Annotated in this window: 26 protein-coding genes; 11 read left to right on the top strand and 15 right to left on the bottom strand. The window is 71.3% G+C overall.

From position 1 onward, the window contains the following. Window positions 1-212: 212 nt before the first annotated feature. From AW273_RS18470 to AW273_RS18455, 4 genes are all read left to right on the top strand, one after another. A complete protein-coding gene (locus AW273_RS18470; RefSeq protein WP_232327487.1) occupies window positions 213-2,111 on the top strand; it encodes an amino acid transporter in 1,899 nt (632 codons plus the stop codon). 133 nt (window positions 2,112-2,244) lie between these two features. Beyond that, window positions 2,245-2,649 (top strand): DUF1048 domain-containing protein, encoded by a 405-nt coding sequence (locus tag AW273_RS18465; protein WP_062349560.1) that lies wholly within the window; start codon window positions 2,245-2,247, stop codon window positions 2,647-2,649. After that, on the top strand, window positions 2,646-3,392 hold the full coding sequence (locus AW273_RS18460) for an ABC transporter ATP-binding protein (protein ID WP_062349559.1): 747 nt from the start codon (window positions 2,646-2,648) through the stop codon (window positions 3,390-3,392). Before AW273_RS18465 ends, AW273_RS18460 begins: the two co-directional genes overlap by 4 nt. Beyond that, the gene (locus AW273_RS18455) at window positions 3,389-4,150 is read left to right on the top strand and encodes an ABC transporter permease (RefSeq protein WP_062349558.1); all 762 of its coding nucleotides are present in this window, start codon (window positions 3,389-3,391) and stop codon (window positions 4,148-4,150) included. Before AW273_RS18460 ends, AW273_RS18455 begins: the two co-directional genes overlap by 4 nt. A 4-nt stretch (window positions 4,151-4,154) precedes the next feature. Here AW273_RS18455 and AW273_RS18450 read toward each other — a convergent pair whose 3' ends face one another. Continuing rightward, window positions 4,155-5,099, bottom strand: coding sequence for an acyltransferase domain-containing protein (locus tag AW273_RS18450; RefSeq protein WP_062349557.1), 945 nt, complete (start codon window positions 5,097-5,099; stop codon window positions 4,155-4,157). Between the two features lie 80 nt (window positions 5,100-5,179). Further along, the gene (locus tag AW273_RS18445; RefSeq protein WP_062349556.1) at window positions 5,180-6,679 is read right to left on the bottom strand and encodes a CehA/McbA family metallohydrolase domain-containing protein; all 1,500 of its coding nucleotides are present in this window, start codon (window positions 6,677-6,679) and stop codon (window positions 5,180-5,182) included. Window positions 6,680-6,789: 110 nt separating this feature from the next. Between AW273_RS18445 and AW273_RS18440 the strand changes: the two genes are divergently transcribed. Then, a complete protein-coding gene (locus AW273_RS18440; RefSeq protein WP_062349555.1) occupies window positions 6,790-7,203 on the top strand; it encodes a YkvA family protein in 414 nt (137 codons plus the stop codon). Window positions 7,204-7,452: 249 nt separating this feature from the next. On the opposite strand, the gene AW273_RS18435 is transcribed toward AW273_RS18440, so the two are convergent. The 4 genes from AW273_RS18435 to AW273_RS18420 form a co-directional block, all read right to left on the bottom strand. Continuing rightward, window positions 7,453-8,079, bottom strand: coding sequence for an NYN domain-containing protein (locus tag AW273_RS18435; RefSeq protein WP_062349554.1), 627 nt, complete (start codon window positions 8,077-8,079; stop codon window positions 7,453-7,455). Window positions 8,080-8,417: 338 nt separating this feature from the next. Further along, a complete protein-coding gene (locus AW273_RS18430) occupies window positions 8,418-8,768 on the bottom strand; it encodes an OsmC family protein (protein ID WP_232327486.1) in 351 nt (116 codons plus the stop codon). A 50-nt stretch (window positions 8,769-8,818) separates the two neighbouring features. Next, entirely contained in the window at window positions 8,819-9,859 is a 1,041-nt protein-coding gene (locus tag AW273_RS18425; RefSeq protein ID WP_062349552.1) for a HAMP domain-containing sensor histidine kinase, read from the bottom strand. Then, window positions 9,856-10,545: a response regulator transcription factor gene (locus tag AW273_RS18420; RefSeq protein ID WP_232327485.1), complete on the bottom strand. Its 690-nt coding sequence runs from the start codon at window positions 10,543-10,545 to the stop codon at window positions 9,856-9,858. Before AW273_RS18420 ends, AW273_RS18425 begins: the two co-directional genes overlap by 4 nt. 158 nt (window positions 10,546-10,703) lie before the next feature. Between AW273_RS18420 and AW273_RS18415 the strand changes: the two genes are divergently transcribed. Beyond that, complete coding sequence (locus AW273_RS18415) at window positions 10,704-11,510, top strand: FAD:protein FMN transferase (RefSeq protein ID WP_157555903.1); 807 nt, start codon at window positions 10,704-10,706, stop codon at window positions 11,508-11,510. On the opposite strand, the gene AW273_RS18410 is transcribed toward AW273_RS18415, so the two are convergent. Beyond that, window positions 11,507-11,788: a hypothetical protein gene (locus AW273_RS18410; protein ID WP_062349581.1), complete on the bottom strand. Its 282-nt coding sequence runs from the start codon at window positions 11,786-11,788 to the stop codon at window positions 11,507-11,509. The two genes, AW273_RS18415 and AW273_RS18410, sit on opposite strands and share 4 nt — an antisense overlap. A gap of 115 nt (window positions 11,789-11,903) precedes the next feature. On the opposite strand from AW273_RS18410, the gene AW273_RS18405 reads away from it, so the two are divergent. Then, window positions 11,904-12,278, top strand: a complete 375-nt coding sequence (locus AW273_RS18405; RefSeq protein WP_062349549.1) for a phage holin family protein — start codon at window positions 11,904-11,906, stop codon at window positions 12,276-12,278. Then, window positions 12,268-13,593 (top strand): aromatic amino acid lyase, encoded by a 1,326-nt coding sequence (locus tag AW273_RS18400; protein WP_063910008.1) that lies wholly within the window; start codon window positions 12,268-12,270, stop codon window positions 13,591-13,593. The genes AW273_RS18405 and AW273_RS18400 overlap by 11 nt, the downstream gene beginning before the upstream one ends. Here the strand turns inward: AW273_RS18400 and AW273_RS18395 are convergent. Next, window positions 13,576-14,556: a LacI family DNA-binding transcriptional regulator gene (locus AW273_RS18395; protein WP_062349548.1), complete on the bottom strand. Its 981-nt coding sequence runs from the start codon at window positions 14,554-14,556 to the stop codon at window positions 13,576-13,578. The two genes, AW273_RS18400 and AW273_RS18395, sit on opposite strands and share 18 nt — an antisense overlap. 126 nt (window positions 14,557-14,682) lie before the next feature. Here AW273_RS18395 and AW273_RS18390 point away from each other — a divergent pair, with 126 nt between their 5' ends. Next, window positions 14,683-15,567 (top strand): amidohydrolase family protein, encoded by an 885-nt coding sequence (locus AW273_RS18390; protein WP_062349547.1) that lies wholly within the window; start codon window positions 14,683-14,685, stop codon window positions 15,565-15,567. Further along, window positions 15,564-16,103, top strand: a complete 540-nt coding sequence (locus tag AW273_RS18385) for a cysteine dioxygenase (RefSeq protein ID WP_062349546.1) — start codon at window positions 15,564-15,566, stop codon at window positions 16,101-16,103. Before AW273_RS18390 ends, AW273_RS18385 begins: the two co-directional genes overlap by 4 nt. Here the strand turns inward: AW273_RS18385 and AW273_RS18380 are convergent, their stop codons facing one another. From AW273_RS18380 to AW273_RS18370, 3 genes are read right to left on the bottom strand one after another with little or no spacing between them, the layout of a single operon-like run. Beyond that, a complete protein-coding gene (locus AW273_RS18380; RefSeq protein ID WP_062349545.1) occupies window positions 16,104-17,186 on the bottom strand; it encodes a glycerophosphodiester phosphodiesterase in 1,083 nt (360 codons plus the stop codon). Between the two features lie 30 nt (window positions 17,187-17,216). Continuing rightward, window positions 17,217-18,377 (bottom strand): CynX/NimT family MFS transporter, encoded by a 1,161-nt coding sequence (locus AW273_RS18375; RefSeq protein WP_062349544.1) that lies wholly within the window; start codon window positions 18,375-18,377, stop codon window positions 17,217-17,219. A gap of 23 nt (window positions 18,378-18,400) precedes the next feature. Beyond that, window positions 18,401-19,852 carry a benzaldehyde dehydrogenase gene (locus tag AW273_RS18370; protein ID WP_062349543.1) on the bottom strand — a complete coding sequence of 484 codons (1,452 nt, stop codon included), beginning with the start codon at window positions 19,850-19,852 and terminating at the stop codon, window positions 18,401-18,403. An 81-nt stretch (window positions 19,853-19,933) separates the two neighbouring features. On the opposite strand from AW273_RS18370, the gene AW273_RS39120 reads away from it, so the two are divergent. Continuing rightward, window positions 19,934-20,065 (top strand): hypothetical protein, encoded by a 132-nt coding sequence (locus AW273_RS39120; protein WP_269750250.1) that lies wholly within the window; start codon window positions 19,934-19,936, stop codon window positions 20,063-20,065. Here AW273_RS39120 and AW273_RS18365 read toward each other — a convergent pair whose 3' ends face one another. The 4 genes from AW273_RS18365 to AW273_RS18350 all read right to left on the bottom strand — a co-directional run bounded on the left by AW273_RS18365 (window position 20,066) and on the right by AW273_RS18350 (window position 26,165). Further along, window positions 20,066-21,292 (bottom strand): MFS transporter, encoded by a 1,227-nt coding sequence (locus AW273_RS18365; protein ID WP_062349542.1) that lies wholly within the window; start codon window positions 21,290-21,292, stop codon window positions 20,066-20,068. 24 nt (window positions 21,293-21,316) lie between these two features. Next, window positions 21,317-22,588, bottom strand: coding sequence for an ABC transporter substrate-binding protein (locus AW273_RS18360; protein WP_062349541.1), 1,272 nt, complete (start codon window positions 22,586-22,588; stop codon window positions 21,317-21,319). Between the two features lie 72 nt (window positions 22,589-22,660). Continuing rightward, complete coding sequence (locus AW273_RS18355; protein ID WP_062349540.1) at window positions 22,661-23,380, bottom strand: AMP-binding protein; 720 nt, start codon at window positions 23,378-23,380, stop codon at window positions 22,661-22,663. 355 nt (window positions 23,381-23,735) lie between these two features. Then, on the bottom strand, window positions 23,736-26,165 hold the full coding sequence (locus AW273_RS18350; protein WP_062349539.1) for an ATP-binding protein: 2,430 nt from the start codon (window positions 26,163-26,165) through the stop codon (window positions 23,736-23,738). Window positions 26,166-26,233: the final 68 nt, after the last annotated feature.

Genomic DNA, 26,233 nt, shown 5'->3' with positions numbered 1-26,233 from the left:
GACGAGATCTACACGAAGATCATCTTTGCGGCCCCCGGATATCCGCGCATGACGAAGAAGCCGAACGTGGTGCACGACGACTTCGGCTTCGGCGAGCCCTGATCGGGTCGGCACTTTTTTACGTTTTCTTGACGCCCCGCATGCGTGGCACAGACCCGCGCCGTCAGTAGCGTGGCCACTCGTCTGATTTGCCCCGATAGCGGAGGTACCTGGTGACCGGCACGCTCCGGCGGTGGTTGCTGAAGGGGCTCAAGAACCCCGAAGGACTGGTCGGAGGGGCGCACGACGAGGAGCCTCCCGAGCATCAGCACTCGTGGTGGCAGGTCATGTGCCTGACCGGCGTCGACTACTTCTCCACCCTCGGCTACCAGCCGGGCATCGCCGCGCTGGCGGCCGGCGCGCTCAGCCCGGTCGCCACGCTGGTGCTGGTCGCGCTGACGCTGTTCGGCGCACTGCCCACCTATCGGGCCGTGGCCGAGCAGAGTCCGCACGGGCTGGGCTCGTTGTCGATGCTGGAGCGGCTGCTGCCCGGCTGGCGCGGCAAGCTGCTGGTGCTGTTCCTGCTCGGGTTCGTCGCCACGGCCTTCATCGTCACCATCACGCTGTCGGCCGCCGACGCGACCGCGCACATCCTGCACAACCCGTTCGTGCCGCACGCGCTGGCCGGCTGGCAGGTGCCGGTGACGCTGCTGCTCATCGCCGCGCTGGGCGGGGTGTTCCTGGCCGGGTTCAGCGAGGCGATCTCGGTCGCGGTCGTGCTGGTGGCCGTCTATCTGGTGCTCAACGTGGTCGTGGTGGCCACCGCCGTCCACCATGTGCTCACCGCGCCGGAGAAGGTGCACGACTGGCAGCACGCGCTGAACGGCGACTACGCCAGCCCGCTGGCGATGGTCGCGGTCGCGCTCTACGTCATGCCGAAACTCGCCCTCGGCCTCTCCGGCTTCGAGACCGGCGTGGCGGTGATGCCGCTGGTCAGAGGCGACGTCGCCGAACGGGTCGGCGGGGCGCGCAAGCTGCTGACCACGGCCGCGCTCATCATGAGCGTCTTCCTGATCGCGTCCAGCTTCGCCACCACCGTGCTCATCCCGCCCGGGGAGTTCGCCGAGGGCGGCGCGGCCAACGGGCGCGCGCTGGCCTATCTGGCCCACCTCTATCTCGGCGACTGGTTCGGCACCGCCTACGACCTGTCGACCATCGCCATCCTGTGGTTCGCGGGTGCCTCTGCGCTGGCCGGGCTGCTCAACATCGTCCCGCGCTATCTGCCCCGCTACGGCATGGCGCCCGACTGGACCCGCGCCTCGCGGCCCATGGTGCTCGTCTTCACGGCCATCGCCTTCGTCATCACCGTGGTCTTCGGCGCGGAAGTCGAGGCCCAGGGCGGCGCGTACGCGACCGGGGTGCTGGCGCTCATCCTGTCGGCGGCCGTGGCGGTCGCGTTGTCGGCCTGGACGAGCGGGCGGGTGCGCGCCGCGCTCTTCTTCGGGGCCGTGACCCTCGTCTTCGCGTACGCCACCGTCGCCAACATCATCGAACGCCCCGACGGCCTGGTCATCGCGCTGCTGTTCGTGCTGGCCATCGTGGTCGTCTCGCTCGCCTCCCGGGCCACCCGCTCCACCGAACTGCGGGTCACCCGCATCAGCCTCGACGACGCCGCGCGCCGTTTCGTCAACGAGGCGGGCGAGCTCCACCTCATCGCCAACGAGCCGAACAATCGCGACGCGAAGGAGTACGTCGACAAGGCGCGCGAGGCGTGGGAGCTGCACCGGCTGCGCACCCGGGAGGGCCTGCTGTTCCTGGAGGTGACCGTGCCGGACGCCTCGGAGTTCGCCGGGGAGCTGCGGGTGATCGGCGAGGAGCGGCACGGGTTCCGCGTCCTGCGCATGCAGAGCACGACCGTCGCCAACTCCATCGCCGCGCTGCTGCTGCACCTGCGCGACCTGACCGGCAAGACGCCGCAGGTCTACTTCCACTGGGCCGCGGAGGGCAATCCGATCGGCGCGCTGCTGCGCTACCTCGTCTTCGGCGGCGGCGACATCCCTCCCCTGACCCGCGAGGTCCTGCGCCAGGCCGAGCCCGACCCCTCACGCCGCCCGGTCGTGCACGTCGGCTGATCCCTTGTCACCCCCTGACGGTATACGTATGCTTATGCGTATACCGCTCAGGCACTTGCGCCGCCACTATTCAGCGCTACTATGTACCGGTAGTCAGTAGTACTGAGTAGCCGACAAAGGGAGACCCATCCACATGACCCCCCAAGCACCGGAAGACAAGAGCCGCTACCGGCGCTGTCTGGAGCTCGTCACCGGTTCACTCGACGACAAGAGGCGCTACCGGCAGGTCAAGGCCCGCATGGAGCGGCTGCCCGGCGGCTACCGCATCGCCTACGACGCGCTGGAGCGCTACCTGACGTTCTTCGGCCGGGCCGACGGCCCCGGCTGGCTGGAGATGTACGAGGACCTGGCCGACCTCTTCGAGCAGAGCGCCGCGAACACGACCCCGATCCGCGACGTCTTCGGCGACGACCCCGTCGAGTTCGTCGAGACCTTCGTCCAGAACTACCCGGTCGGGCGGTGGATGGCCCGTGAGCGCGACCGCTTCACCGGCGCCGTCGCCCGCGCCGCCGGCGAGCAAGACCGGAGGGCCTCGTGATCAGCGTGCGGGCGTTGGAGAAGTCGTACCAGGATCTGAAGGTGCTGCGCGGCGTCGACTTCGAGGTGGCGCGCGGCAGCATCTTCGCCCTGCTCGGCTCGAACGGCGCGGGCAAGACGACGGTCGTGCGCATCCTGTCGACGCTGCTCACCGCCGACGCGGGCAGCGCCGGCGTCAACGGGTTCGACGTCGCCACCCAGGCCGCGCGGGTGCGCGAGTCGATCAGCCTGACCGGCCAGTTCGCGGCCGTCGACGAGATCCTCACCGGGCGCGAGAACCTCGCGCTGGTCGCCCGGCTGCGCCATCTCAAGGATCCCGGGAAGATCGCCGACGACCTGCTCGAACGTTTCTCGCTGACCGACGCGGGCGGCCGGAGGGTGGCGACCTACTCGGGCGGCATGCGCCGCCGCCTCGACATCGCGATGAGCCTGATCGGCGACCCGCCGGTCATCTTCCTCGACGAACCGACGACCGGCCTCGACCCGGAGGCCCGCATCGAGGTCTGGCAGGCGGTCAGGGAGCTCGCCGCCCGGGGCACGACGGTGCTGCTCACCACGCAGTATCTCGACGAGGCCGAACAACTCGCCGACCGCATCGCCATCCTCCACGAGGGCCGCATCATCGTGAACGGCACCCTCACCGAACTGAAGCAACTGCTCCCGCCCGCCAAGGTCGAGTACGTCGAGAAGCAGCCGACCCTGGAGGACGTCTTCCTCACCCTCGTCGGCAAGGACAAACGATGACCAGGCACTTCCTCGGCGACACCACGGCCCTCCTCGGCCGGTCCCTGCGCCACATCACCCGCAGCATGGACACCATCATCACGACCACCGTCATGCCGATCATGTTCATGCTGCTGTTCGTGTACGTCTTCGGCGGCGCGATCGAGTCGGGGTCCGACTCCTACGTCACCTACCTGCTGCCCGGCATCCTGCTCATCACGGTCGCCTCGGGCATCTCCTACACCGCCTACCGGCTCTTCCTCGACATGCAGAGCGGCATCTTCGAACGGTTCCAGTCGATGCCGATCGCCCGGTCGGCCGTGTTGTGGGCCCACGTGCTGACCTCGCTGGTCGCCAACCTGATCTCGCTCGTGGTGGTCGTCGTCGTCGCCCTGATCATGGGCTTCCGGTCCTCGGCGGGGATCGGCGCCTGGCTGGGCGTCGCCGGTCTGCTGGTGCTGTTCACCCTGGCGCTGACGTGGCTGGCCGTCATCCCCGGCCTGACCGCCAAGACCATCGACGGCGCGAGCGCCTTCTCCTACCCGCTGGTCTTCCTGCCGTTCCTCAGCTCGGCCTTCGTGCCGACCGACACCATGCCGGGGCCGGTCCGCGCCTTCGCCGAGAACCAGCCGGTGACCTCCATCGTCGACACGATCCGCGACCTGTTCACCCAGCAGCCGGTCGGCACCGGGGTCTGGGTCGCCGTCGCCTGGTGCGTCGGGCTCCTGATCGTGGCCTACGCCTTCGCGATGACGACCTACCGCCGCAGGATCTCCTGATCGGTCAGATCGGGAAACTGCCGCGACGCCACTGAAAGTGGCGGCCGGCCTCCAGATGGTCGATGACCGCGCGCCGCAGCACGCTGCCGCGAGGCAGCCGGTCGAGCGGCGTGGTCAGGGAACGGAACACGAACCGCATCATCTCGACGTCGGCGTCGATCCCCTCCGGCTCCTCATAGGGCTCCAACTCGAACCTGCGCTGGAACCGGACGATGTTGGAGTCGCCGGGCAGATACTCCCGCAGTTGCGGGTCGAGCAACCACGAACCGCAGGCGAACGCCGTGTAGGTCTCGCCGGGGAAGTGCCGCGGGAAGAACACCCGGGCCTGGTCGAGTGACGCGTCGACGGCCTCCGGGGTCATCGGCCCCGTCTCGGGGATGTGCAGGTCGAGGGTGGCGCCGCCACGGTGGAACTGGAGCCGGCCCAGTTCGTAGATGGCGCCGCGCACGTGCAGCGTCAGCCAGCTCTGCATGACCGGCCAGCCCTCGCGGTTCATCCGCCGGTCGATCGCGAGGTTGCGGCCGAGGTCGGAGAGGCTCAGCCACGTCACGCCGTCGGCGACGCCGTGGTCGCGGTGGAACCTCACGGCGACGTCGACCAGGGCCAGGTAGGCGTACACATAGAGGTGCCGCCAGGCGGGCCCTCGGTCGCGGGCCAGTTCCGGGCCGGGCGGGAGCCAGGCGTGGCCCCCGAGGTCGGCGCGGATCAGGGCGATGGAGCGGTCGAGCAGCCAGCGCAGCTCCGGAGTCCACAACGGGGAGCCGGGGTCGGGCCAGCCCTCCATGATCTCGGCGGCGTCGTCGGGCCGGACCGCGAGCCGGTCGAGGATCTCCGGGGCGTCGGCCTTGGCGGGCAGCGGGGCCGAGGGCAGGTCACCGGCGAGCCGGCGCACACGTTCGACCTCTTCGACGGGAACGCCGAGCCGGGCGGCGATGGCGGTCAGGTCCACGCGGACGATCCTAGGCGAATGACGAGATATGACGACAAGCCCGGTTTCCCGGGACGGAAAACCGGGCTGGACCCATCAGGTCAGCGGAACTGGACGAAGACCGGGTTGGAGTAGAACCAGAGGTCGTCCCAGGGGCTCTCCTTGCCGTCGGCCAGCGGCTCCGCCTCGTCGGTGCCGGTACCGCGGACCCGGGCGTACATGTCGGTCCCGACGTCGCGAAGGGTGTGGCGGATGACGTAGTCCTGGCCCTGCCGGCGCCAGTCGCGGGGGCCGAACCGGGCCTCGACCTTGGTGGTGGGGTTGGTGTCGGCGTCGGGGTTGGCGTTCGGGCCGGTGATCTGGCCGGTGATCAGGTCGACGCGGCGGACCTCGGGGCGGTCGCCGTTGCCGTTGGCCACCAGGCGCGGGCGGAACCTGATCTCGATCTCGACGTCGCCCCGGTCGCGGCGGCTCAGGACGACGGTCTCGCCCATCGCCGCCTCACGGCCCTGGCCGCGAGCGGTCAGGTCGAGGCTGGTGATCAGGTCGCCGGTGGTGACCCAGATGCGGCCGTTGCGCAGGCCGTCCATGATGTCGGCGTAGTCCTGGCGGGCGTACACGTAGGTCTTGCTGTACTCTCCCGGCCAGAAGTCGGAGCCGCCGCGCGTCCAGTGGACGTGCGAGTCGGAGGTGGCGGTGATCCACCAGCGGCGGCCCTCGCCGAGCAGTGCGTCCCACAGGCCGCCGACGCGGGCGGTCATCTGGTCGAAGCCGCCGTAGGTGGGGTGGTTGCCGTAACCGCCGCGCGCGCCGCCGATCAGCGGGCCCGCCTGGTGGCCGGGCGCGCCCTCGAAGCCGACGTAGACGTCGGGGGCGACGTTGTTGCCGTTGCGGAACTCGCGCGGGGTGTCCTGGCCGTAGACGCCCAGGCCCGAGGCGGAGCGCGACGCGTGGTGCGCGATCACCAGGGGCTTGTGCGGCATGCCCTTGGCGGCCTTCAGGAACTCGATCATCTTGGCTTCGGTGTCGCGCCCCGGGTCGGCGGGGAAGGCGTCGTGCTTGGCGAAGCGCTGCTCCAGCTCGAAGAGCTGCTGCGCCTCGTCCCGGTGGTGCGGGATCATCAGGGTGTGGTGGTCGAGCGCGGGCGCGTCGAACTCCATGCCCCAGAACTGCAGGACCTCGGGCACCAGGACGCGCGAGCGCAGCAGGTCGGGGTAGGCCTGCTCCAGGTTGACCTTCGAGTGCGTCGGTCCACCGTGGTCGGTGCACATGGCCCAAGTGAGGCCGAAGTGCTTCGCCATGATCGCGTTGGTCACGATCGGGTAGACGGCGTCCGCGCCCTTGTGGAACCTCGGAGGTGTGACGGAGGTGTCGAACTCTCCGCTGTACTCCGAGTGGATGTGGTGGTCGCCGGCGCGCCAGCTCCGGCCGCCGGGGGCGGCGGGCTTGCCATGGTCCCGGGCGTCGTCGTCGGCGGCGGCCGGGCCGGCCGTCGCCAGGGGGCTCGCGGCGACCAGGGTCGCGCCGATTCCGGCGTACCGGACGAGCTGGCGTCGCGAGATGGCCCCGCCCTCGGACTCTTCGTTGTGCTTGTCTGTCACGTTCGAGCCTTCCGCTCGCTGTCGAGAAGGGTGCGACAGACGAGTCTCAAGGGGCCGACTGAACAGGACATAAATAATGATCAGGCTCATAGAGAACAGAAGCTGCCAAGATGGACGTCACGGACATCGGGCTGGCGATCGTCGCCGCCCTCGCCCTCACCTGGCTCACACTGATCGCCGCGCTGGCGATCCTGCGCCCGCGCGGCGGCCTGCTGCGTGAGGCGCTGCGGGTGCTGCCCGACGTGCTCCGGCTGATCCGCCGCCTGGCCGCCGACCGCGACCTGCCGCGCGGGGTGCGCGTCAGGCTGGGGCTGCTGCTGGTCTACCTGGCCGTCCCCATCGACCTGATCCCCGACTTCATCCCGGTGCTGGGGTACGCCGACGACGCGATCGTGGTCGTCGCGGTGTTGCGGTCGGTCGTCCGGCGCGCCGGCCTGCCCGCCGTCCGGGCCCACTGGCCCGGCACCGACGACGGCTTCGAGGTGGTGAGACGCCTCACCGGCATGGGCGAAGGCCGTCCATGACGAGGGCGGATGGGCCCGGCCTGACTCACGTGGCTACGTGTGGTGGCGGACGGAGGGACCACACGCAGGCGCGGCAAGGGGTGGTCATCCGGGCGAAGGGGAGCCGGTTGGCACCGGAGGACACTCCGGAGTTCATGGCCGCGAGCCGGGCCCAAAAAAATAGCCCCGCCAATCCAGTGGATGGCGGGGAACAGTGGGTCAAGACTACCAGGAGTCACTCATTCATCGCAACCTGTTCTGAGCGCCGGCTCAGAAGGGCACGCCGTAGTTGGTCGGGTCACGGACGGCGTCGTAGCAGGACTTGTCGAGTAGATGGCTCCAGATCTTCGGCTGAGAAAGCGACAGCGGACGCTTGGCGCCCGGCCCCTTCCAGGCCGCCGCCTCGACCCTGGGCCCGCCGCTCGGCCTCATGGCGGCGACGATCTCAAGCGCGGGCTTCAGGTCGCTGTCTGTCGACATGAGAACGCCGACGTCATATCGGCCTTCCAACGCCAGCTTCACGTAGTCGATCGCAAGGGCGACGTCGATGCCCTTCTCCTGGGGCTTCAGCCCGGGCGCGCACCGATCCGGCCACCCGCGGGGATAGCGCAGATCGCGGAAGACGCCGACGACTCGCGGGTCACTCTCCCAGGCGACCCGCTGACGGACGAAGGCCGCATGCCCCTTGGCATCCCTCGACGGGTGAGGCTGGCCGCGGTAGACCCGGACCTCGGTCAGTTCCCGGTCGTAACGGCTGTTCTCGATCAGCCAGGCGCCCAGGCGAAGGGGATCGATCTGCCCGTCTCTGCCGGGCGCGAGCGACGGCTCGTGAAACGTCTCGCGAGCGCCTTTGTAGACGTTCTGGTAATCGAGGAACAGGATGACGCGATCAGGCACGGGGGATGCCTCACAAAGATGGGGGAGCATCGGCTCTTTTGGCGACACACTACCAGCGGTGACATCACCATCGCGCAGAGTCGCGGCGACCTTCGAACATACGTCGGGGCCGACGCAGTCCCCCAACTGCGCCGGCCCCGACTCCAAGCGGTGCCGCCGAGACGCCCTCCCCCAAAGGCATCTGGACGGCTTCCCCCGCTCTCGGGCGCGGTTCCCCCTCCGCGCCCTTATGGGAAAAAGGCTTATGTGGTGGCTTTCCAGCCCCCTTGACCTGCTTCCACGTTACTGAACCGACCTTAAGGACCGCGCAATGGCACAGCCGGTTGTTGGTCTAAGTCTCAGGAGTCCGGCAGGTCGAGCTTGACCTCGGTCCCGGCTTCCAGGGATCGGCTCACGATGCAGTGCCTGTCGTGCACACGCTGGGCTATCTCATGGAACTTGGCCATCGGCATGCCCTCGGGCAGCTCGATTTCGTAGCTGACCGTCACTTTGCCCAGCAGGGTCGGAGCAGACCTTTCCGCACTGATCGTCACGGAAAGCTCGGGCAGCCGGAGGCCGCGTTGCGTGGTCAGCGGCTCGACGGTCATCGCGTTGCAGGCCCCCACGGCGACCTGGAGCAGCTCGACCGCGCCGAACTGGCCGTCACCGTGCCCCAGGGCCACCTGCGCGCCCCGGTCGTTGGTCGCCACGAAACCGGATGGGGTCCGGGTAACCCGTACATCTCCCATGAAACAGCACCCTACGGGAAGGCCAGCTTCACGAGCGTGCCGCCGCCGGGAGCGGGACCTGCGGAAACCGATCCGCCGTGGCTGTCGACGACCTGGCGGACGATGGCCAGGCCCAGGCCGGAGCCGGGCATGGCGCGGGCGCCGGAGGCGCGGTAGAAGCGGTCGAAGACGTGCGGGAGGTCCTCGACGGCGATGCCGGGGCCGTGGTCGCGGACGGTCAGGACGCCGTCGCGCAGCAGGACCTCGACCGTCGCGCCGGCGGGGCTGTACTTGGCGGCGTTGTCCAGGACGTTGCCGACCGCCCGGGAGAGCCGGTCGGCGACGCCCAGGACCACGACGGGTTCCAGGCCGGAGGCGTATCTGATCAGGGGCCAGTGGGAGGCGGCCCGGGTGATCTCCCTGGCGACGAGCTCGTCGAGGCGCAGCGGCTCCACCAGGGCCTGGGGCTCCTCGTCGCGGGCGAGCTCGACGATGTCGGAGACCAGGCCGGTCAGTTCCTCCAGGCCGCTGATCACCGCCGCGGCCACCTCGTCGCGCTCCCCGGCGGGCAGGCGGCCGCGCTGGAGGAGTTCGGCGTTGGTGCGCACCGCCGTCAGGGGGGTGCGCAGTTCGTGGGACGCGTCGGCCACCAGGCGCTTCTGGGCCTTGGCCGAGCGTTCCAGGGCGTCGAGCATCGTGTTGAAGCTGCGGGCCAGGCTGCCGAGCTCGTCGTCGCCGGTGACGTCGATCCGGGTGGTCAGGTCGCTGGTGTCGGTCACCCGCTGGGCGGCGTCCTTGAACTTGCCGACGGGGCGCAGTCCCGTCCAGGCGGCGATCCAGCCCAGCGCCCCCGACAGGCAGAGGCCGCCGAGGGCGATGGCGAAGAAGGGCCAGCCGAGGTCGGTCACCTCGGCGAGGCCGGCCAGCACGCCCGACGGCGGGCGGTAGCCGTAGCCGCCCATCGCCGACTCGAAGCGGTCGCAGGTGATCCGGTAGGCCGCGTAGATGACCACGAGCACGCTGACCGCCCCGGCCAGCGCCGAGGCCAGCGCCATCCGCCAGTGCAGTTTCACGAGCGCTCCCGCCCCGTGGACCGCAGGGCGTAGCCCAGGCCGTGCACGGTCTGGATGAGCCGCGGTTCGCCGCCGGCCTCGGTCTTGCGGCGCAGGTAGCGGATGTAGACCTCCAGGGAGTTCGACCCGGGGGTGAACTCGTAGCCCCAGATCCGCTCCAGGATGACCTCCCGGGTCAGCACCTGGCCGCCGTTGCGGATCAGCAGTTCGAGCAGCGCGTACTCGGTGCGGGTGAGGTCGAAGACCCGGGTGCCGCGGCGGGCCTGGCGGCGGTCGGGCAGCAGGTGGAGGTCGGCGAAGGAGGTGTCGGGTGGCGGGGCGGTCCTGCGCAGCAGCGCGCGGACGCGGGCGAAGAGCTCCTCCAGGGCGAACGGCTTGACCAGGTAGTCGTCGGCGCCGGCGTCCAGACCGGCCACCCGGTCGCCCACGCCGTCGAGCGCGGTCAGCATCAGGACGGGGGTGCGGTCGCCGTTCTTGCGGAGGCGGCGGCAGACCTCCAGGCCGTCCATGTCGGGCATCATCACGTCCAGGACGACCACGTCGGGAGCGTTCCCGGCGATGGCGGCGAGGGCGGTCACGCCGTCGACGGCGCTGGCCACGCGGTGGCCCTCGACGCGGAGCGCGCGGGCGATGGCGGTCCGCACTTCGGGCTCGTCGTCCACGACGAGCACTCGGGTCTCTGGCACAGCGGACATTGTGCCGTCGGTTCATGAAAAGTCGCTGAGTAAAGTAAAGGATCCGACATACCTCTTAAAAGGGACGAACGTTCTGAGATTGAATCGTTATCGGGCTTGAACGCGTCCCTGCTCCGGCGCGTATCTCAGCTCGGAGACGAAGGAGTGCGATGACTACCTCTACGGACACCACCACCCGCCGCATCGACCGCTTCCCCGGTGCTCACCGAGCTGAGGACCTGATGGGATCGCATGTCGGGATCGACATCCGTACGGCTCTCCCGCAGCGGGAGCTGCGCCCGCTCCTCGACGACGCGTTCGGTTGGCTGCGCTGGGTCGAGGAGACGTTCAGCACCCGGCGGCCCGACAGCCAGCTCAACCGGCTGGCGCGCGGCGAGATCACGCCCGAGGAGGCGGCTCCCGAGGTGACCGAGGTCCTCCAGCGGATCGCCGAGCTCGACAAGGTCACCGACGGGTTCTTCGGCGGCTCGACGGGCGAGACGGCCGGATCGGGATACGTGCGCGACTGGGCCCTCGAACGGGTCTCCCGCGCGCTGGCCGCCGCAGGGGCGGTGGACCACTGCGTCAGCGCCGACGGCGACGTGCGCGTCCGGGGATCGGCCCGGCCGGGGGTGCCCTGGCGGGTCGGGCTCAAGGACCCGAGCGAGGGGGCCGTCTCACGGGTCGTCTTCGCCCACGACCTGGCGGTCGCCACCGCCGAGCGGCCGAGCGGCTCGGGCACGCAGGGCGACCTGGCCTCCGTGACCGTCGTCGGGCCCGACCTCGCGACGGCAGGGGCGTACGCCACGGCGCTGCACGCCATGGGCTCGGTCCGGGCCCGCCGGTTCGCCCGGGAGATCGCGCTGCCGAAGGACACCCAGGCGACCCCCTACGACGTGATGCTCACCGGGCTCGACGGCCGGGTGACCAGCACGCCGGGGTTCCTCGTCTACGGGCCCGACGTCAAGGCGAGCTAGTCGTCGGGGTCGTTGTGCTTGGAGAGGTACTCGATGTAGACCGGGCGCAGCGCCTCTCCCAGGTTGCCCTCGCCGGCCGCCATGGCGTCGCTGAGCAGCGCGGAGACCCTGCTCAGGTCGTTGGCGGTCTCCCCCTCGTGGCCGCTGGCGCCCTGGGCGGCCGGGATGACCTTCAGCAGGTCCCACAGGAAGCCGAAGTCGCCGTGGCGCACGGCATACCGGACCGCGCGGTCGTGCAGTTCCTTCGCGGAGAGCTGTTCGAGCTGGTCGACGTTCATGATCTGGCCCACCCCCAAGCGGTGATTTCCCGGGACGATCACCACCTATGCCCAACAACGGGTCAGAGTCACGCGACCTTCGCCAGAGCGGGCCGGACATGCGAGGATCACCCTCGTGAAATACATCGTCAAGATCCTCGTGGTCGCGGCGGCATTGTGGGTGTCGACCCGCGTCGTCGACGGAATCACGGTCGGCGGCGAGTCGACCGCCAAAGAGATCGGCACGCTGCTCGCGGTGGCGCTGATCTTCGGGGTGATCAACGCCCTGCTCAAGCCGATCATCAAAACGATCGGCTGCGCCTTCTATGTCCTCACGCTGGGTCTGTTCGCGCTGGTCGTGAACGCCGGCCTGCTCCTCCTGACCAGCTGGATCGCCGATCAGCTGACACTCCCGTTCGAGGTCGTCGGTTTCTGGGCGGCCTTCTGGGGAGCGATCATCATCGGCGTGATCTCCTGGCTGCTCGACCTGATCTTCGGAATTGACGACTAGGACGGTCCTGCTCGACGGCTCGACCCTGACCTGCGACGAGGTCAGGGCGGTCGGCTACGGCACGGCGAAGGTCGAACTGGGCTCCCCGGCCCGGGCCGAAGACGCCTTCGCCGCCGCCCGCGCGCAGACCGGCCCGGTCTACGGCCGCACCACCGGCGTGGGGGCCAACAAGGACGTCGAGGTGCACGAACCCGGCCTCGACCTGCTGCGCAGCCACGCCGGAGGCGCCGGGCCGCTCGTCGGACCGGCCCGCGCGACCGCCATGCTGACGGTCCGCCTCAACCAGCTCCTGCGCGGCGGGTCCGGGATCAACCCGGCGCTGCTCCCCGTCCTGGCCGAGGCGATCAACGCCGGGGCCGCCCCGCCGATCAGGCTCTACGGCGCGATCGGCACCGGCGACCTCACCGCCCTGTCGACCACGGCGCTCTGCCTGCTCGGCGAGAAACCATGGAACGGTCCCCGGTTCCCGCTGGCCTCCGCCGACGCCCTGCCGTTCATCAGCTCCAACGCCCTCACCCTGGCCGACGCCGCCTTGGCCTGCGCCGATCTGGCCCGGTTGCTGGAGGCGTCGGTGCGGGTCGCCGCCCGCACGTGGCGGGCCGCCGGGGCGTCGGTCGAACCGCTCGCGTACGAGGTCCAGCGCGCCCGCCGCCACCCCGGTCAGGCCAGGGTCGCCGCCGCGCTGAGCGCCCTCCTCGACGACCACTCCCCCGCCGGCCGCCTCCAGGATCCCTACGGCTACCGCGCGCTGCCGCAGGTCCACGGCGCGGCCTTCGACGCCCTCGACGTCGCCCGCCGGGCGGTCACCATCGACATGAACTCGGCGGCCGAGAACCCGCTGATCGCCGGCGAGGCGGCCTGGCACAACGGCAACTTCCACACCGCGCCGGTCGCGCTGGCCCTCGACGCCCTTAGGGCGGCGCTGGTGCAGACGGCGTCGTTGTCGACCGCCCGGCTGGCCACGCTGATGGAGCCGGCCTACACCGGCCTGCCGCCCTTCCTCGCCGGGTCGCCGGGAGGCTCGGGCGCGCTGATCCTGGAGTACGTCGCCCACGACGCCCTCGCCTCGTTGCGCCAACTCGCCGCCCCGGTGACCCTGGGCGGCGCGGTCCTGTCGCGCAGCGTGGAAGACCACGCCGGGTTCGGCACCCAGGCGGCACGGGCGTGCCTCGCGGCGCGGGAGCCCTACGAGATCATCCTGGCCTGCGAGCTGGTGGCCGCCGACCGCGCGCTGGCGATCCGCGCCGGAGACCACCCGGCGGACCGGTCGCTGGAGGCCGACATCGAGGCGGCCCGGTCAGCGCTGGCCGACTGATCCGCGTTCGCGGAGCGTGGGTTCCTGGACGACCCGGCGGCGGCGCAGCGTCCCGTCGGCCGCGCCGAGCACGAGCCGGACCGCCGACCGCACGATCGTGTCGAGGTCCCAGCTCACCGTGGTCAGACCGAGCAGCTCCGACATGGGATGGTCGTCGTAGCCCATGACGGAGACGTCACCCGGCACGGACAGGCCGAGGTCGTCGGCCGCCTTGAGGACGCCGTACGCGATCGAGTCGGAGAAGCAGAACACCGCGCTGGGCCGGTCGCGCAACACGGCGCGGGCCGCCTCGGCGGCCGGGCCGAGCCCCTGGGGACAGGTCGCCACGGTCACGTCGAGGCCGAGCCGCGCGGCCTCGGCGGTGACCAGGCGGTCGGCGGGCCGGTCGGGCGTCTCGGCCAGGGTCGGGGTCAGCACCGCGACCCGCCGGTGCCCGCGTCCGGCCAGGTATTCGAGGGCGAGGGTGACCCCGCTCTGGTTGTCGAAGACCACCTCGGCGGCGGTGCGGGCCTCTTTCAGCGCGTCGCCGATCGTCACCAGCGGGATGTTCTCCGCGATTCCCGCCCAGAACGGCGCGGCCGGGTCGACCGGCTGCACGATCAGGCCGTCGACCCCCCGGAGTTGCCGGGCCAGGGTGCGCTCCCGGTCGGGGTCGCCCGCGGCGTCGAGGATGAGGCCGTAGTGGTCCTTCTCGCGCAGCGACCGGCCGATGCCGACGGCCAGCGACTGCTGCCACAGGTCTTCCAGCGAACCGCAGAGCACGCCGATCATCCCGGTGCGCCCGCTGGCCAGCGCCCGCGCGTTGGGATCGGCCTCGTAGCCGAGTTCGGCCGCGGCGCGGCGGACCCGGTGCATGGTCTCCTCGGAGACCTGGAGCCCCCGTAGCGCGTAGCTGACGGCGGCGGTGGACAGGCCGGTCGCCTGGGCCACCTCACGGATCGTCGCTCGCTTCCGTTGGGGCATCGATCCAGCCTACTTGACACATATGGGGTGAAACGGTTCACTGAAGCGAATCAGTGAAGCGGTTCACTAGCCTCAGATCGATATACCTGTATTATGAGTAGGGAATTCGGGTTGGGGGAGGCGGAGATGGTTGTGGACGTGCACCAGCACCTCTGGCCTGCCTCTTTTCTCGACGCGCTGCGCTCGCGGACCGTCAACCCCCGCCTCGACGGCTGGACCCTGCTGCTCGACGGCGAGCCGGCCTACGAGGTGAACCCGGCCGACCACGACCCCGCCGCACGGGCCAAGCTGAACTCCGCGCTCGACCTCGCGCTCGTCTCGTTGTCGAGCCCGCTGGGCGTCGAGCACCTCCCGCCCGACGAGGCGTGGCCGCTGATCGACGCCTTCCACGAGGGCGCGGCGGCCCTCCCGGAGCCCTTCGGCTTCTGGGCGTCGGCTCCGGTGACCGACGTCTCCGTGCCGAGACTCGAAGAGGCGCTCGCCGCCGGGGCGGCGGGCCTGCAGCTCCCCGCCACGGCGATCCAGGACGAACAGGGGCTGGCCCGCGTCGCGCCGCTGCTCGACGCCCTGGGCGAGCGCCCGCTGTTCGTCCACCCCGGACCGGCCTCGGCGCCCGGCACCCCGCCCTGGTGGCCCGCCGTCGTGCCCTACGTGCAGCAGATGCACGCCTCCTGGTACGCCTTCCAGGCGTTCGGCCGCCCCCGGCACCCCCGCCTCAAAGTCTGTTTCGCGCTGCTGGCCGGCCTCGCGCCGCTGCACGCCGAACGCCAGATCACCCGCGGCGGCTCGGGCCGCGGCCTCGTCGATCCGGCCGTGTTCGTGGAGACCTCGTCCTACGGCCCGCGCGCCGTCGACGCGGTGGTCCGGGAACTCGGCATCGACGTGATCGTCAACGGGTCCGACCGCCCCTACGCCGAAGCGCCCGTGCTCGACTTCGGGCCGGCCGCCCGGCACGCCATCACCGTGGCGAACCCCGCCAGATTGCTGACACGAAAGGAGCCGTCCTCATGAGCACGCCCACCGTCCCGGTGCCGGGCACCTGTCCCACGGCACCTTTCCAGTCGCTGCCACCACGCCCACTCGACCGGCGTGAACTGCGGGAACTGGTCGACGACCTGGCCGTCAAGCCGGAGCTCTGGCAGGAGCACCTGTCGTTCGAGGGCTCCGAGGACGGCGGACGCCACTACGCCTCGCTCTACCGCGACGCCTACGTCGACGTCTGGCTGCTGTGCTGGCGGCCGGAAGACGACACGGGCTGGCACGACCACGACGTCTCCTCGGGCGCGGTCAACGTGGTCCGGGGCACGCTGGTGGAGGCCAACCCACGCATCGGCGGCCGGCACCTGGAGACGAGCGTGAGCGCCGGGACCTCGTTCAGCTTCGGCCCCGACCACATCCACCGCCTCACAGGGGCGGAGCACGGCAGCGTGTCGATCCACGCCTACTCCCCGCCCCTGTGGCGGCTCGGTCAGTACTCGATCAGCGACGACGGCATGATGCGCCGCCAGTCGGTGAGCTACGCCGACGAGCTTCGGCCGCTCGACTAGTCACCGGTCCGAGCTGAGCACCGCGCGGGGCATCGAGGGGTCGTCGGCGAAGATGCCGTCGATCTCCTGCTCGAACAGCGCCGCCGCGAAGCCCATGACGTCGCCGACCGCGCGCGGGAACGCGGGGCTGGCCGGGTTGCCGAACTGGTAGTCGGCCGGGAGCTGCGCGTTCTCGTTGCGCAGCGTCCAGGCGTGCACGATCAGGTCCTCGCGGTGGGCGTCGCGCACCAGCGTGGTCGGCGGCAGCGTGCGGTTGTCGGGGCCGACCGGGAGGATCCGGCGGGTGTTGACGCCGATGCCGTTGGCGTAGGTGCGGATCTCGCGCAGGCCCTCGCGGGTGACCATCTGGTCGTAGGTGAGGGTCGCGGTGTCGAACGGCTTGCCGGCGGCGTCGATGAGCTGGGCCAGCTTGAGCTTGGTCTTCGGGCGCAGCGCCTTCAGGTTGCCGACCTCGAACGACTGGATGATGACCGGGTCGCCGGACCGGCGCCAGCCGTGGCGGTCGAGCACGTCCAGGAGCGGCTCCTCCAGCGAGAGGCCGATGGAGTCGAAGTACGTGGGGTGCTTCGTTTCCGGGTAGATGCCGACCTCGTGGCGCTGCGCGAGCTGGATCACCTCCTCCAGGGTGGGGATCTCGGCCAGGCCGTTGAACGCAGCGTTGTTCGGCCGCAGGTCGGGGATGCGCTCGGTGGCCCGCAGGGTCTTCAGCTCGGCGAGGGTGAAGTCCTCGGTGAACCAGCCGGTGATGGGGCGGCCGTCGATGACCTTGGTGGTGCGGCGGCCCGCGAACTCGGTCCGGGTCGAGACGTCGGTGGTGCCGCCGATCTCGTTCTCGTGCCGGGCGACGAGCACGCCGTCCTTGGTGGAGACGAGGTCGGGCTCGATGTAGTCGGCCCCCAGGGCGATTGCCGCCTCGTAGGAGAGCAGGGTGTGCTCCGGACGGACGGCGCTGGCGCCCCGGTGGCCGATCACGGTGACGTCGCCGAAGCGGCGCCTGGCGGACGCGGGAGTGGTGCCCATCAGGGCGCCGGCGGCCGTTCCGGCCGCGAGCACGGTGATCGCGCCTCTGCGCGTGAGACTCATGGGCCGGACGGTAAAGGGGTGAGGTGAAGATCAGGTGCCGTGCGGTTGACGCGCGGCGAGATAACCCAACACCAATTGCACTCCGCAGACCCCGAGCCCCACGACCAGCGGAACCGTCCAGTCGCCGCTGACCTGGTAGATCGCGCCGATCACGACCGGGCCGATGGCGGCCAGGGTGTAGCCGGTCGACTGGGCGACCGCCGACAGAGCGGTGACCGAGCGGGGGTCGGGGGCGCGCAGCGTGATGATCAGCAGCGCCAGGGCGATCGACGCGCCCTGGCCGAGGCCGAGCACGATCATCCACAACCACGGGACGGTGGTCGGCCAGAACAACACGCCGACGTATCCGACGATGGTGATCACGGCCGCCCCGACGACGTGCGGAACCTGGGATTTCGCCTTCCCCGCGTGAATCGGCACGGTCAGGGTGGCGGCGATCTGGGCCAGGTTGGTGAGGCCCAGCAGGTATCCGGCGTCGTCGGCGCTGAGCCCGGCGTCGGTGAAGATCGTGGGCAGCCAGGCCAGCATGATGTAGAAGGTCATCGACTGGACGCCCATGTACGTCGCGACGTACCAGGTCACCCGGCGCTTCATCAGGGCCCGGAACGGCCGCGGCGCCTGCGGGGGCGGCGGGGTCGGGGTGCGGAGCACCTGCGGCAACCAGACGATCGCGGAGATCAGGGCGAAGATCGCCGTCGTGGCGGCGGCCCAGCGCCAGCCCATCTCCTGGGCGAGCGGCACCATCACGGCGGAGCCGAGGGCGGCGCCGCTGACCAGGCTGCTGACGTAGAGCCCGGTGAACAGGCCCACCCTGTCGGGGAAGTGCTGCTTGACCAGGCCGGGCATGATCACGTTCATGAACGCGATGGCGGTGCCGGCCATCGCCGCGCCCAGGTAGAGCGTGACGACGCCGCCGGAGCTGCGGATCACGACTCCGGCGATGAGCAGCAACATGCCCGCCATGAGGGTGCGGTCGAGACCGAGGCGGGAGGACAGGATCGGGCCCAGCGGGCCCAGGAGGCCGAGGCACAACAACATGATGGTGGTGATGGCCCCGGCCGCCGCGGGGGAGAGGGACAGGTCGGACATGATCTCGCCCAGGAGCGGCGAGACTCCGGCAAGCGCCGGTCGCAGGTTGAGGGCGGCCAGGACGAACCCGGCGACCAGCAACAACCAGCCGTTCTTTCTCATGACCCCCGAACCTACAAGATCGGTCAAAACGGATAAGCAGCGATGTCACCCTGGACGGTCACCCACTGGGTGTGGGTGAACGCGTCGGCGTTCGCGCGGGGCCCGCCGAACCGCGAACCGGTGCCCGAGGCGCCGAGCCCGCCGAAGGGCGCGACCGCTTCGTCGTCGACGGTCTGGTCGTTGATGTGCACGATCCCGGTGGGGATGCGCTCGGCCAGGTGCATCGCCTTCATCACGTCGCGGCTGAGGATGCCGAGCGACAGGCCGTATTCGCTGTCGCCCGCCAGGGCCACCGCCTCTTCGATCGTGTGGAAGGGCATGACCGGCGCGACCGGCCCGAACACCTCGTTGTCGTAGGCGGGGCCCGCTCCGGCGAGCACCGTCGGGCGGTAGAAGAGGTCCTCGTACGTCCCGCCCGCCGCCAGCCGCGCGCCCGCCTCGACGCTGCCGGTGACCAGGGCGTGCACCTTGTCCCGCTGGCCCGCCGAGATCAGCGGGCCGAGGGCGACCTGCTGGGTGGCGGGGTCGCCCACGGGCAGGTGGTCGGCCTTGGCGGCGAGGCGTTCGACGTACTCGTCGGCCAGGGAGGCGTGCACGAGGTGGCGGCCGGTGGTCATGCAGATCTGGCCCTGGTGCAGGAAGGAGCCCCACGCCCCGGCCGAGGCGGCCAGGTCGAGGTCGGCGTCGTCGAGCACGATCAGTGCCGAGTTGCCGCCGAGTTCCAGGTGGGCCCGCTTGAGCAGGCGTCCGCAGGCCTCGCCGACCTTGCGCCCGGCGGCGGTCGAGCCGGTGAACGAGATGACCGGCACCAGCGGGTCGGCGACCAGCGCCTCCCCCGCCTCGGGCCCGCCGGGCAGCACGTGCAGCAGCCCTTCGGGCAGCCCGGCCTCCTCCAGCACCCGGGCGATCACCACCCCGCCGGAGACGGCGGTCCGGGGGTCGGGCTTCAGCACGACGGCGTTGCCCAGCGCGAGCGCGGGCGCGACCGAGCGGATGCCCAGGATCAGCGGCACGTTGAAGGGCGCGATCACGCCGACCACGCCGACCGGGATCCGCCGGGCCAGGCTGAGCCGCTTGCGGTTGGTCGGCAGGATCTCCCCGGTCGTCCCGGAGGCCAGGGCCGCCGCCTCGAAGCACTCCTGCGCGGCGACGTGGGTCTCCAGGCCGGCTTTCGGCGGTACGGATCCGGTCTCCCTGATGATCCAGTGGTGGATCTCGTCGGCGTACTGCTCGAAGAGGGCGCCCGCGCGGCGGAGCACGGCGGCGCGCTCCTCGAAGTTGGTCGCCGCCCAGTCCTTCTGCGCCTGGGCGGCCCCGCGGGCGGCGGCCCGCACGTCGTCGGCCCCGGCGACGCCGATCCGGCCGAGTTCGCCGCCGGTGGCGGGCTCGACCACGGCCGCGTCACCCGCTTGGGAGGTGACCCAGCCGCCGCTGAAGATCCGGCCGGTCCAGAGTTCGGGGTCCAGCAAGGACATGTGACCTCCTACGGGATGACTGCCATGTCGGAAAGAAGAGGTTCTGACCGTTCTGTCAGGGCGGGGCTGACCCCGTCAAGGGTGTCGGCGAGCAAAGAGAACAATGGTTCGGCCAGCCGCACCTCCCTGGAGTCGGCCCGGCGCGACCTGCTGCCCCCGTTGCTCCCCGGCGCCGCCAAGATCGAGACCGACCTCCACGCGACCCCGCGGTGACTACCGTTCCGGCGCCTCGGCGGCGAGCGCGGGCGGGGTGAGCGGGCGCCACAACGACGCGCCCGACACGAGCACCAGCCCGCCGCAGATCGCGATGGCGTGGTGCACCTCGACCAGTTCGGCGAGGCCGCCGGCCACCACTCCCCCGAGCCCCTGGACGGTCATCATCCCCGAGCCCTGCAGCCCGAACGCCAGCCCCCGCCGCCCCTCCGGCACCGCGTCGACGAACGGCCGCTGCAACATGAGCTGATACGCCAGCCCGTTCCCCGCCAGGAACGCCAGCGTTCCGGCCCACCACGGCCCCGGCGCGGCCACGAACCCGATGAGCGGCACCCCCATCAGCGCGACCAGCGGCAACCCGAGCCGGGCCCGGTTCGCCGGCGACACGAACCGGCCGACGACGAACTCCCCGAAGCCCATCCCGGCGGCCGTCGCGGCCAGCACGAACCCGGCCGCCCCGGCCTGCCCCATCTCGGTCAGATAGGGGATGAAGACGGCCTCCGAGCCGACCATGAACATCAGCGGCAACCACCCGGCCAGCAGCAGTCCCCGGACGGTCCGGTCGGTCAGCAGCTCCCAGTTGCCGCGCAGCGTGGCGCGGACCGCGCCGGTGCCGTCCCTGGCCGCGCGGGCCGGCCGGTTGACGATGCCGAACCGGATGAGCGGGACGGCGGCCAGCGAGAGCCCGGCGGTGATCAGCAGCGCCCCCTCGGGCCCGGTCAGCGCCAGCATGGCCCCGCCGACCGCGAGCCCGGCGATCTGCGCCCCGGCGCCCGTCATGGTGAACAGGGCCCGCCCGAGCACGAACCGGTCGCCGTCGAGGATGTCGGGCAACACCGCGTTGCGCGCCGCCATGAACACGGCGGTGGGCACGCCGGTGACCAGGACGACCGCGAACATCGCCCACACCGGCAGCCCGGCGAACGCCAGGAGCAGGCACACCACGACCCGCGTGAGCTCTCCGGTGATCATCAGCACCCGGGGCCGGACGCGGTCGGCCATCGACGACAGGAACAGGCCGCCGAGCATCATCGGCAGGAAGCCGATCATCCACGAGATGGCCGACAACCCGGCCGATTCGGTCCGGTCGTAGACGATGACGGAGAACGCCAGCATCTTGACCGACTCGCTCAGCGTCAGCAGCAACTGACTGCCGAACAGTGCCCGGAACTCGCCGATCCGGAAGAGTTCACCGAAGGTCGCGCCCCGGCCGTCCACCACACTCACCGGGCGATGCTATGACAAACCGGTCTATTGGCCACTGTTTTTCGCCGCCAGCACGAGTGCCCGCTGCAGCTCCGCGACGTCCGGGTCGTCGATGAAGATGCCGACCGCGTCGTTGATGGCCGCCCGCCAGCCGTCGTTGGCGACCACGCCGTGCTGGATCGACCCGGCCAGCTCGTCGCGCGACCACTCGCCCAGGTTCCAGGCCAGGTAGTTCTTGTAGAGCGAGGTGTCGGCGTCGCGGCGGGCCGGGATCGAGCCCTTCAGCGGGTTGAACGCGTCCTGCCCCGCCTTGCTCGCGGCCACCTTGAGCCAGGCCAGCGCGCCCTCCCGGTTGGGGGCGCCGCGCGGCAGCGTGAAACTGTCGGAGAGCCACATGAAGGTGCCCTCGGTGCCCGGCGAGGCGGCCCAGTCGAAGTCGGTCTTCGAGGTCTTGCCGAGCCCGCCGTCGGGCTTGTTGTGGAAGTAGCCGTAGGCCCAGTCACCCATGACGGTGAACGCGGCCTCCCCGTCGGCCACCTGCTTGGCGGCCGGCTGCCAGTCGGTCTGCGGCGGCCCGGTCATCGCCAGGATCGCCGCGAAGTCGGTCAGCGCCTTCCGCACCGCGGCGCTGTTCCAGTCGGCGTCGGCGGTCCAGAGCTTGTTGTACGTCCTGGTCCCCAGCGACCCCAGCAGCACCGACTCGAAGAGGTGGACCACGGTCCACTGCGGCCCGATGGCCAGCGGGATCTTCCCGGTGTCGCGGACCTTGCCGAGCGCGTCGAGGAACTGCGGGATGGTCCGCGGGGCGCCGGTCACCCCGGCCGCCTTGAGGATCGCCGGGTTGAACCACAGGACGTTCGAGCGGTGGATGTTCACCGGCACGGAGTAGATCTCCCCGTGGACCGAGATCTGCTCGACGAGCTGGGGCGGGAAGGCGTCGCGCAGCTTCAGTTCGTCGTACAGGAAGTTGAGGGGTTCGAGCTTGCCCGCGGTGATGTAGCCCTGGAGTTCGGCGCCCGCGTGGCCCTGGAAGGTGTCGGGGGGCTGGTTGGCCTGGAGCTTGCTCGCTAAGAGCGCGCGGGCCTGGTCGCCCGACCCTCCTTCGACGGCCGCGTCGACGAACGTGAAGCCGGGGTTCTGCTTCTCGAACAGGGTGCGCATCGCCTTGAGGCCGTCGGCCTCGCCTAAGCCGGTCCACCAGGAGAACACTTCGACCCGCTGCTTCGCGGACGGCTCGGGGGTCTCCGCCGCCTCGCCCGTGCACGACGTCACCAGAACCAGCAGCGCCGCGGCGACCGCGGTCAATCGTCGCCTCATCGCGGCCGACCTCCGGGTGTGAAATGGCAGCCCATCAACCCACCACTGGAGCCGCCCCGTCAAGCAACGGTTCTATATACGGCGGAGGCCGCGTTTCCCGCATTCGACCACCGCCGCCACCGTCACCCCCAGTTCCCGCCCGCCGCCCGTCACCAGCATCGCCCCCTTGGCGAACGCCAGCCCGCCCAGCACCGCCAGGTCGGCCGAGCCCGAGGGCGGCCAGTCGACCAGCACGACGTCGTGTTCGTCGAGGCGGACGTGCCCGTCGAGCAGCGCCATCGCCTCCGTGAACCCGTCGTGGCTGAGCTCGCCCTCCTCCGCGACGACCGCAGGGGTCCGCGCGGCGGCGACCGGCAGCGGCAGCGGGTCGAGCCCGAGCAGCACCTCGAACTCGGTCGCGCCGGGCCCGCCGCCGAACGAGACGACCTGCCGCACCCGCGACGCCTCCGCCGCCGAGACCGCCTCGGCGGCCCGCCTCGCGCCGGTGAACATCAGCCGCACGTCGTGGGCGAGCAGCTCGGCCGGGTCGGGCACGCTCAGCGGCAGCGCCACCCCGCCGGCCGCGACGACCGCGAAGACGGCGGTCAGATGCCCGCTCACGCCGTCGGTGCAGACGGCGGCGGTCTGCCCGGGGCGGGTCCCCCTCCTGACCAGCCCCGTGGCAGCCCTCCTGACCGTCGCGGCCAGTGTCTCGTGGCTGACGGCCCGGCCTTCGCCGAAATCGATCAGCGCCGGCCGGTCGGCCCACAGCGCGGATCGGCCGAACACCGCGCCGGTGACCCCTGACTCCATGTCCGTGACCGTACGGGCCGGGCTCCCGCGCCGGAATCCGCATATGTGTGTAGCGGGATGTGTAACCGGGCGCGCGTGGACGGGCCCGGGTCCTGCGCGACCCGGGCCCGCGGGCCACGTGCCCCCGGTCTCGGTCTCCACCCCTCCGAGGTGACCTCGACCGGCGTGACGGACACGCGGCCGTTTCCAGATGCCCCCCCTGACGTCCGGCTTCGGCAGGCATCCGCCCTCGCGGGCCTGGGGACGGCCACGGAGTCGCCGCACCCGACCACGGATTCACCGTAGGTCGGCGGGGCTGGCCCTCACATCGGCGAATGTGCGCACGTGGGTGTGTAGACGAGACGCCGCCCGGCGGCTACACACCGTGCTCGACGACCCAGGTGGCGACCTGGGTGCGTGAGGTGAAACCGAGTTTGGCCAGGATGTTGGCGACGTGGCGGGCCACGGTGGCCTGGCTGATGACCAGTTCGTCGGCGATGGCCCGGTTGCTGAGGCCCCGGGCGACCAGCTCGGCGATCTCGCGTTCGCGGGCGGTCAGCGTGCTCTGCGGGACGACCGCGACGGGCGCGACGACGGGCGGCGGGCTGCCGGCCGACTCCTCCAGCGCGAGCGTGACGGCCGCGTCGAACGGCAGGAGGAGCCCTTCGGCCCACAACGCCGCCACGACGGGCTCGCCCAGGGCGTCGCGGGCGGGCGCCAGCACGTTCTCGACGCGGGCCCCCGGCCGCCCGGTGCGCAGCCCGGCGGAGGCGGCGGCCAGCAGCACGGCCCGGCGCGGGTCGCCCTGCCTGAGGTAGAGCGCGGCGAAGGTCTCCAGGCGGCGGGCCGACTGCATGCGCAGCCCGGCGTCGCGGCCGAGCCGCAGCGCCTCGCCCAGGCGGCGGCGGGCCTCGGGCAGGTCGCCCGCGTCGAGCGCCACCGACCCCAGCCCGGCCAGGCACGAGATGAGCCACTGGCGGGCGTCGAAGGTGCGCACGATGCGCAGCGCCCGGGTGAAGTGGCGGCGGGCGGCCGGCAGGTCGCCGCGGCGGCGGGCGGTCTGGCCCAGCCCCGACAGGCCGATGACCAGCGCCAGGTGGTTGTCGAGCTCGGTGGCCAGCACCACCAGCCGTTCGGCCGACCGCTGGGCCTCCCGCAGCCGCCCCTGCGCCAGCGCGAGGAACGCGCGGGTGCCGTGGCCCTCGGCCTCCAGCACCCGTTCGCCGATGGCGCGGGCGATCGAGATGGACTCCTCCAGCCGGTGCTCGGCCGGTTCCGACCCGTCGCTGATGGCGAGCACGAGCAGCGCCTGCCCCTCGCCGAGCCGGTCACCGGCCTGCCGGCACAGGTGGAGGGCCTGCCGCGCCCGCTCCCTGGCCCCGGCGAAGTCGGCGGTGTTCGACAGCAGGTTGGCGGTGAACGCCAGCGCGCGGCCGTGGGTGGCCGGGTCGATCTCGGGCAGCGCGAGCTCCACCAGCCGGTCGGCCCACCGGATCAGCTCGGCCTGGAACCGGCCGCTGCCGAGCAACATCCACCGCAGCCCGAGCAAGGCCTGGAGCATCGGCGCCGCGTCTCCGGTGGTGAGCGACCAATCGACCGCCGCCCGCAGGTCGCTCTGCAACCTTTCGAGCCGTTCGGTACGCCGGTGCACGGCCGGCCACGACCCCGCGTCGACCGCGATCTCCCAGTCGCGGGCGAACGTGACGAAGAAGTCGCGGTGCCGCCGCCGGGTCGCCTCTTCGTCGGGGCCGTCGAGCTGCTCGGCGGCGTACTGGCGGATGGTGTCGAGCAGGCGGTAGCGGGCCTCGCCGGCGAGTTCGCCGTCGACCACGACAAGGGACTTGTCGACCAGGGCGGTCAGGTGGCCCAGCACCTCGGGCCCCTCGACCGGGCCGCCCGCGCACACGAGTTCGGCCATGGGGAGCGTCCAGCCGGACCGGAACACCGTGGCCCGGCGCAGCAGCACCCGCTCGGGCTCGGTCAGCAGGCCGTAGCTCCAGTCGACGGTCGCCCGCAGGGTGCGCTGCCGGGGCGGCGCGGTGCGGTCGCCGGCCGACAGCAGCCGGAACCGGTCGCCGAGCCGGGCCACGATCTGCGGGATCGACAACACCCGGGTCATCCCGGCGGCCAGTTCGAGCGCCAGCGGCATGCCGTCGAGCGCGTGGCACAACCGCGACACGTCGGGCGCGTTCTCGTCGGTCAGCGTGAACCCGGGCCGGACCGAGGCCGCCCGATCCTGGAACAGGCGGACCGCCTCGTAGCCGCCGACGACGGCCGCGCCCGCGTTGTGGTCGGGCGGCAGCGCCAGCGGCGGCACCCGCCAGACCGTCTCGCCCGGCACCCGCAACGGCTCGCGGCTGGTGGCCAGCACCCGCACCTCCGGGCAGTGCTCGGCCAGCCGCCGGGTGAGCAGCGCGCACTCCTCGACCACCGTCTCGCAGTTGTCGAGCACGATCACCGCCTTGCGCCCCGCGAACACCTCGGCGACGGCCAGGCCGAGGTCGCGCCCCGGCTCCCCCTCGACGCCCAGCACCGACGCGACCCGGCGGATGGTCTCCTTGGGCCGGGTGCCCTCGGGGAACTCCACCAGCCACGCGCCGTCGGGCAGGTCGCGGGCGAGCTCGGCGGCGACCCGCAGGCCGAGGCGGCTCTTCCCGATCCCGCCCACGCCACAGAGGGTGACGACCCGGGTGGCCGTCATCAGCTGGAGGAGTTCCTCGACGTCGGGCTCGCGTCCCACGAACGCGTTGGGTTCCAGGGGGAGGTTGCCCTCGACGGCGATCGAGTGGGAGATCTCAGTGGTCATCGGCCCTCGGAAGTCGCCTATGCGTGAGCTGCGGGGGGTGGATCGTCACAGGAAGTGTCGCATCAATT

Source organism: Herbidospora yilanensis (assembly GCF_001570565.1).
Classification (GTDB): Bacteria; Actinomycetota; Actinomycetes; order Streptosporangiales; family Streptosporangiaceae; genus Herbidospora; species Herbidospora yilanensis.
This window is presented reverse-complemented; position numbering and strand designations above follow the sequence as displayed.